The 6,999-nt window shown below is 72.5% G+C and carries 4 protein-coding genes; 1 reads left to right on the top strand and 3 read right to left on the bottom strand.

Annotated elements, in window-relative coordinates; genetic code table 11:
- On the top strand, positions 1 to 2,544 hold a 2,544-nt coding region (locus tag GL263_RS18005; RefSeq protein WP_182856749.1), incomplete at its 5' end, for an NHLP bacteriocin export ABC transporter permease/ATPase subunit.
- A gap of 199 nt (positions 2,545 to 2,743) precedes the next feature.
- Here the strand turns inward: GL263_RS18005 and GL263_RS18000 are convergent.
- The 3 genes from GL263_RS18000 to GL263_RS17990 form a co-directional block, all read right to left on the bottom strand.
- A complete protein-coding gene (locus tag GL263_RS18000; protein WP_182856748.1) occupies positions 2,744 to 4,414 on the bottom strand; it encodes an SEL1-like repeat protein in 1,671 nt (556 codons plus the stop codon).
- Between the two features lie 139 nt (positions 4,415 to 4,553).
- Positions 4,554 to 6,413 carry a gamma-glutamyltransferase gene (gene ggt, locus GL263_RS17995; protein ID WP_182856747.1) on the bottom strand — a complete coding sequence of 620 codons (1,860 nt, stop codon included), beginning with the start codon at positions 6,411 to 6,413 and terminating at the stop codon, positions 4,554 to 4,556.
- A gap of 173 nt (positions 6,414 to 6,586) precedes the next feature.
- Positions 6,587 to 6,826 carry a DUF7848 domain-containing protein gene (locus tag GL263_RS17990; RefSeq protein WP_182856746.1) on the bottom strand — a complete coding sequence of 80 codons (240 nt, stop codon included), beginning with the start codon at positions 6,824 to 6,826 and terminating at the stop codon, positions 6,587 to 6,589.
- Positions 6,827 to 6,999 lie beyond the last annotated feature (173 nt).

The raw sequence follows: 6,999 nt of genomic DNA, 5'->3' as shown, positions 1-6,999 counted from the left end.
CACACGTACGACCCGTACGTCCACCCAGGCGCCGCGCCCGCCCCCAGCCCGCTGGAGGAAGCCTTCAACCGGGGCGTCGGCCGGGGCCTGCGCGTGCTCTACCAGGCACCGCTCGACGGCGGCGACACCTCCGCCGACCCCGCCTCGTCGTCGTGGGCGTCCGCCCCCGGCAGGCCGGACGCCCACGACGACGACATCCTGTGGATGAGCCTCACCCCCGGCAGCGTCCGCTACGGCGCCGCCTACCAGGGCCACGCCGCGGGCACCCTGCTGATCGACCCGGCGACCTGGCAGGGCATGGTCGACCAGCAGTACCGGCTGCTGTGCGCGCTGGACCGCTGGATCGAGTCCCTGGAACGCGACCACGCCGACCGTGCCGAGGCCGGCATCCGCGCCGGCCGCGCCGCGAGCGACCGGGCCGACGAGGCGCTGCTGGCCTCCATCGGCCCGCGCGGCCCCCGCCGCGCCGCCGGCGCTGCCGACGACGACAACACGCTGGCCGCGCTGCGGCTCGTCGCCCGCGACGCCCGCGTCCCGCTGCCCGAACAGCCGGTCACCGGCCCGCACGACACCGGCGCCGACCCCGTCGAACGTCTCGCCCGCGCCGCGCGCGTCCGCACCCGCGAAGTGCGGCTCACCGGCCGGTGGTGGCGGCGGGACGCCGGGCCGCTGCTCGGCCACCGGGCCGCCGACGACTCCCCGGTGGCGCTGCTGTGGCGGCGCGGCGGCTACCACGTCGTCGACCCGCGCACCGGCGACGCCGAACGCGTCACCGCGCACACCGCCCCCGCTCTCCACCCGCGCGGCGTCATGCTCTACCGCCCGCTGCCGGACCGGCCGCTCGGCCTGCTCTCCCTCATGCGGTTCAGTGCCCACGGCACCCGCCCCGAACTGCGCAGGCTCCTGATCGGCGCGCTGGTCGCCGCCGCGCTCGGCGCCCTTGTACCGCTCACCACCGGGCGCGTCCTCGGCGCGTACGTGCCCGCCGGCGAGGCCGACCTGATCGCCCCCGCTGCCCTCGCCCTCGTCGCCGCCGCCACGGTCTCCGCCGCCTTCCTGCTCTACCAGAACACCGCCGTGCTACGACTGGAAGGACGCGTCGAGGCGACACTCCAACCCGCGGTCTGGGACCGCCTGTTGCGGCTCCCGACCAACTTCTTCCGGGGCCGCTCCACCGGCGAACTGGCCAGCGCCGCACTCGGCGTCAGCGCCATCCGCCGCGTCCTGTCCGGCATCGGTACGGTCTGCGTACAGGCCGGCACGGTCGGCCTCACCAACCTCGTGCTGCTGTTCTGGCTCAGCGTGCCGATGGCCTTGGCCGCGCTCGGCATCCTGTCGGTTGTCGCGGCCACCTTTCTCGGCCTCGGCCTGTGGCAACTCCGCTACCAGCGGCAGCTCGTGAAGCTCGGCAACCGGCTGAACAACCAGGCGTTCCAGACCCTGCGCGGGCTGCCCAAGCTGCGCGTAGCGGCGGCCGAGAGCTTCGCGTACGCCGCCTGGGCGAAGGGCTTCGCCCGCACCCGCGAACTCCAGCAGCGCATCGGGCACATCCGCTGCGTGCTCGCCGTCCTCAACGCCGTCTACCTGCCGCTGTGCACACTGGTGATGTTCCTGCTGCTCGCCGGGCCCGCCCGGGGCGGCATGACCGCCGCCCAGTTCCTCACCTTCAGCACGGCCGTCACGATGCTGCTCGGCTCCGCCACCCAGCTCACCGGCGCCCTGCTCTCGGCAGCCGCCGTCCAGCCCATGTTCGAACTGATCCGCCCGATCCTGCGCGCCGCCCCGGAGGTCGCCCACTCCAGCACCCCGCCCGGCACCCTCACCGGCGCCCTGGAGGCACGCGGCGTGTCCTACCGCTACGGCGACGACGGCCCGCTCGTCCTGGAGGACGTCAACCTGCACATCGCGGCTGGCGAGTTCGTCGCGATCGTCGGCGCCAGCGGCTGTGGCAAGTCCACCCTGCTGCGGCTGCTCATCGGCTTCGACCGGCCGCTCACCGGCAGCGTCCACTACGACGGCCAGGACCTCGCCGCCCTCGACCAGTCCGCCGTCCGCCGCCAGTGCGGCGTCGTCCTCCAGAACGCCCAGCCGCTCACCGGCTCGATCCTCGACTGCATCCGAGGCGCCGGGGCCCACACGCTGGAGGAGGCGTGGGAGGCCGCCGAACGCGCCGGCCTCGCCGACGACATCCGCGCGATGCCGATGGGCATGCACACCATGCTCTCCGACGGCGGCGGCACCGTCTCCGGCGGCCAACGCCAACGCCTTATGATCGCGCAGGCGTTGGTCCGCAAGCCGCGCGTCCTCTTCCTCGACGAGGCGACCAGCGCACTCGACAACGCCGCCCAGCGCGTCGTGATGGAGTCCACGAGCGCCCTGCGCTGCACCCGCGTCGTCATCGCCCACCGCCTCTCCACCGTCCTGGGCGCCGACCGCGTCGTCGCCATGGCCGACGGCCGCATCGTCCAACAGGGCACCCCCACCGAACTCCTGAGCGCCACCGACGGCCTCTTCCACGACCTCGTCCGCCGCCAACTCCGCTGACCCTGTCCGCCGGGCGGGGCGAAGCGGGACTGCGGCGGCCAAGCGGGTTGCCGCCGCGGTTCCAGGGCTTCAAGCAGGCACTCGCGGTCGCCCCCGCCCCGAGCGCCGCCCGCCGAACACGCCGTGCTGAGCCCGCAGGATCCACGAGGCCGTGGAGGCTCGACTCCACGGCCTCGTCGCCCGCCGTCGACTCGCCGTGTCAGGCCGTCAAGGCTGCCTCGATCGCGGCCAGTTCCCGCCCCGGATCGACCATTCGGGACAGGACGGTCAAGTCGTCCGATCGGTAGCGGGGGCGCACGTCCTCATCCCAGCGCTCGGCTGCGAGACGCAGGGGCTCAAGAGCGTCGGTAAGCCGACCCAGCCGGTGCAGAGTAAGCCCGTAGTAGCCGGCGGTCTCTGTCCGGTAGTCGGCATCACCGGATCCCTCCCATGCCTCCCGAAGAAGCGGTTCCGCCTCTCCGTACGCGCCGCGCTGGGCTTTGAGCTTGCCCGCGAGCATGGCGCTCAGCGCGGAACCTCCACGGGCCGCGCGCTCGTACCAGCGTTCAGCTTCCTGGAAGTCGTGGTGATGCTCGGAGAGCCACCCCATATGGTGGCAAGCGCCATGATGACCTGCCTCGGCGGCAGTGCGGTACCACTGATCACGCAACGCGGGCCTGCCCAACGCGCCGTAGAGCTCCGCGAGGTCGGACGCCGCCTCGGGGTCTCCTGCCGTCGCGGCGGGTTCGAACCAGCGCAGGAGATGGCGGTCGTGAACACCGGCCCAGTCCCGGAGGATCCTCCCGTGTGCGTACGAGGCATGTACGTCACCTGCCTCGGCTCGCTCGCGCAGCCCGGGCAGGCGACGTAGATCCTTTCCAGGGCCTGTGTCGCCACCTGCGCGCATCGCGGCGATGTCATCGAGCTGCTCCATGACATCACGGTCGTCCTCACCGACCTCCCGGAACCAGCGTTCGGCCTCCTCGTACCGTCGTTGGCGCTTGCAGAGCAGCGCGAGGTTCCACTGAGAGGACTCATGTCCGTTGGCGGCCGCGATGGTGTACCAGTGCTCGGCGTCGCTGAGGTCGCCGCGCTGCGCGTGCAGCACACCGAGTGCGTACGCGGCGCCTTCGTAGCCCTCCTCGTGCGCCTCTATCAGCAGGCCCCGGGCCTGAGGCCAGGAGGCGTCATCTCCGGTGTCCGTCAGGAACACGGCATAGTCCACGCGAGCGGAGGCGCTGAGCGCGCAGGCCCGGCGGTAGTAGCCGGCTGCTTCCGCGGTCAGTCCCGGATAGTCCGAGAAGTGCTGCGTCATCGCGAAGAGCGGGCGCAACGCCTGGGCGGCGCCTTCTGGGTCGCTGCCGGCCTCGGCCGCGTCGAGCGCTGCTGCGACTCGGTCGAAGTCCTCGCGGATCGACTCGAACAGCTGCACCCAACGGAAGACGGCGATGTCGCCCAGCGCGACGTCCTTCATCAAGAACTTCGCCGCCTCGTCGAGTCGCCCCTCGGCTGCGAGGAGCTTGCCGAGCTCGATCTTGCAGTTGAGATTACGTCCCTGCTCCCAGCCACGGCGAAACCAGTCGGCGGCCTCGGGGTCGCCTTCTTCGTGGAGCAGTACGCCGAGCCCGTAGGCGCACCCGGCGTCACGGTCGGCCACGGCGCGATAGAGCGCTTGCGCTGCTTGCCGGTCACCGCGAATCTTCCGGTACCGGGCAAGGGTGTAGTGAGAGAAGGGGTCTCCGGCTGCTACGGCCTGTTCCCAGTACGGGATACCTTCGTCGACGAGCTGTTGCAGCACGAAGAAGTTGGTGTGCCGCCGTACGGCTTCTGCGTCGCCTGCCTGGGCTGCGGCGACCAGCGCTTCTCCTCGTTCGTGAATCTCCTGGGTCATGGACGTATCGTGCCAACAACGGCCTGAGGGGGCTCCAGCGCCAGGCGCGGCGTCAGGTTGGGCGCGTTGGCGCCAGCCGAGCCGGCCGGCCGCCGCTCCCCCGGGCGGCGGCCGGCGCGACGTGCCGTCGTGGGTGGGCTCAGCGACAAGGGCGCAGCACCATCGCCGACCCGCCGCCGCGGCGGCGCGGCTCGGCGACCGCCTGGATCCTGCCGTCGGGCAGGAACTCCAGCGCCGCTACCGCCCCGATCTCCGGTGAGGGCGTGAAGGTCTGCGGGGCCCGGACGAAGCGGTGCCCCAGTCGTTCCAGTGCGACACGCTCCGGGGAGTCGAGGAAGGCCGGTTCGGCGTCGGTCACCGTCCGGTTCCGCTGGGAGGCGCGCGGTGCGGCGACGGCTTCGGGCAGCGACATCCCCAGATCGAGCCGGTTGACGAGGGTCTGCAGCACGGTGGTGATGATCGTGGCCCCGCCCGGCGAGCCCACGGCGAGCAGCGGGCGGCCGTCCTGGAGGACGATCGTGGGCGCCATGCTGCTGCGGGGGCGCTTACCGGGCCCGGGCAGGTTGGGGTCCGGCACGCCTTCGGTCAGCGGCGTGAAGTTGAAGTCCGTCAGTTCGTTGTTCAGCAGGAAGCCCCGACCGGGCACGGTGATCGCCGAGCCGCCGGTCTGCTCGATCGTCAGCGTGTACGAGACGACGTTGCCCCAGCGGTCCGCGGTCACCAGGTGGGTGGTGGACGGCCCCTTGTACGGCTCCTCGCCGCCGGTCCCACGGGCGCAGCCGGAGCCCGGCTGGCGCGGATCTGCCGGCGCCAACGGACTGGTGAGCGCGGCGTCCGGCCGGATCAGGCAGGCGCGTTCCTTGGCGAACTCCTTTGCCAGCAGCTCCTTGGCGGGCACGTCCGAGAACGCCGGGTCGCCCACCCAGCGGTTGCGGTCGGCGTAGGCGATCCGGCTGGCCTCCAGGTAGTGGTGGAGTGCCTGAGCCCGGTCCGCCGGGCGGACGGGGAGGTTCTCCAGGATGTTCAGCGCCTCGCCGACGGTTGTCCCGCCGGAGGAGGACGGCGCCATCGAGTAGACGTCCAGGCCGCGGTAGGTGACATGGGTGGGGTCGCGGCGTACGGGCGTGTAGGCGGCCAGGTCGCCCCGCTCCATCAGTCCGGGGCGGACGTGCCGGGTGGAGTCCGGCGCCACCGGTGGCCGCTTGACGGTCCGCACCACGTCGCGGCCGATGCCGCCGCGGTAGAGCGCGTCGACGCCGTCGCGGGCGAGTTCCCGGTAGGTGCGGGCCAGGCCCGGGTTGCGGAAGCGGGAGCCGACCACCGGGAGTTCGCCGCCCGGCAGGAACAGTTCGGCGGTGGTGGTGAAGTCGCGGAAGCGCTTCTCGTTCATCGCGGTCTGGGCGCGGAACTCCTCGTTGACGACAAACCCCCGGTCGGCGAGCCGGGTGGCCGGTCGCAGCGCTGACGCCAGCGGGACCGTACCCCACTCCTCCAGGGCCTTCGCCCAGGTGGCCGGGGTGCCGGGAACGCCCACGGACAGACCGGAGTTGACCGCCTCGTCGAACGGGATCGACCTGCCGGTCGCGGGGTCCACGAAGGAGTCCGGACGCATCCCCGCCGGCGCGGTCTCCCGGCCGTCGACGGTGCCGACCTTCCCGGTCGCGGCGTCGTAGTGGACGAGATACCCGCCGCCGCCGATACCGGCCGAGTACGGCTCGACGACGCCGAGGGCGGCGGCGGTGGCCACCGCGGCGTCCACCGCGTTGCCACCGCGCCGCAGCACCTCCAGACCGGCCTGGGACGCGTACGGGTTGACGCTGGAGACCGCACCCCCGCCACCTGTCGCGACGGGCTGCTTGGCGGGCGGACGGGAATGGGCCTCCCCTCCCGTGGCCTGCGGAGGAGCGGCGGCTCCGGCACTCGTGGCGGGGATCAGTGCCGCGGGGAGAAGCAGCGCCGCGGCGGACGCCGCGGCGACGGCGGAACGACGGACAGCCAAGAGAAGCCTCCGGTGGCTTGAGGTCCGGGAACGTCAGAACCCTCGCAGCGTCCGGACAACGCGGCAACGACATCCCGCGAGAATTGCGGGAGATCTGAGGTTCCCGACCGGTAACCCACCAGCGGCACACCCGCTCCCGGCCGTCTCGGTCGGTAGCGGGCCGCCCCGCCCGCTCAGCACACCGGGCCGGTGCGGGTCACCCGCGCGTGGTCGGTGACGGTCCGACGGAAGAGGTGATGACCCGTACGGCGTGCGTGACGCAGCGCCCAGTCCTGGACGACGTCCTGCTCCGGCTGCGGACCCGACCCGGCGGCGCAGCCGCCCGCGACGCAGAACGTCTCGTAGACAACGCCGCCTTCGGGCGCGTGATCGATGACGTGCTCCACGTACCGGTAGATCCGGTGGCTGCTCACTCGTGCACCTCCTTCAGGTGACGCCGCAGCAGCACGCGGGCGTCGACGGCCGCGCTGTGGTCCCGCCGACACTCCGCACTCTGCCGCCGCGCGGTGAGCCGCGCACATTCCGCACAACCGTCCTCAGGCACCGGAGGCGGCGTCAGGACCCACCCTCCCGCGCCGCTCACCAC

The organism is Streptomyces durbertensis (assembly GCF_014156695.1).
Taxonomy (GTDB): Bacteria; Actinomycetota; Actinomycetes; order Streptomycetales; family Streptomycetaceae; genus Streptomyces; species Streptomyces durbertensis.
The sequence above is the reverse complement of the archived record's forward strand: the minus strand, read 5'-3'. Positions and strand labels throughout refer to the sequence as shown.

Excerpts from the sequence above, each read along its gene's own strand:
- GL263_RS18000 (WP_182856748.1), bottom strand. The coding sequence starts at position 4,414 with ATGACCCAGGAGATTCACGAACGAGGAGAAGCGCTGGTCGCCGCAGCC.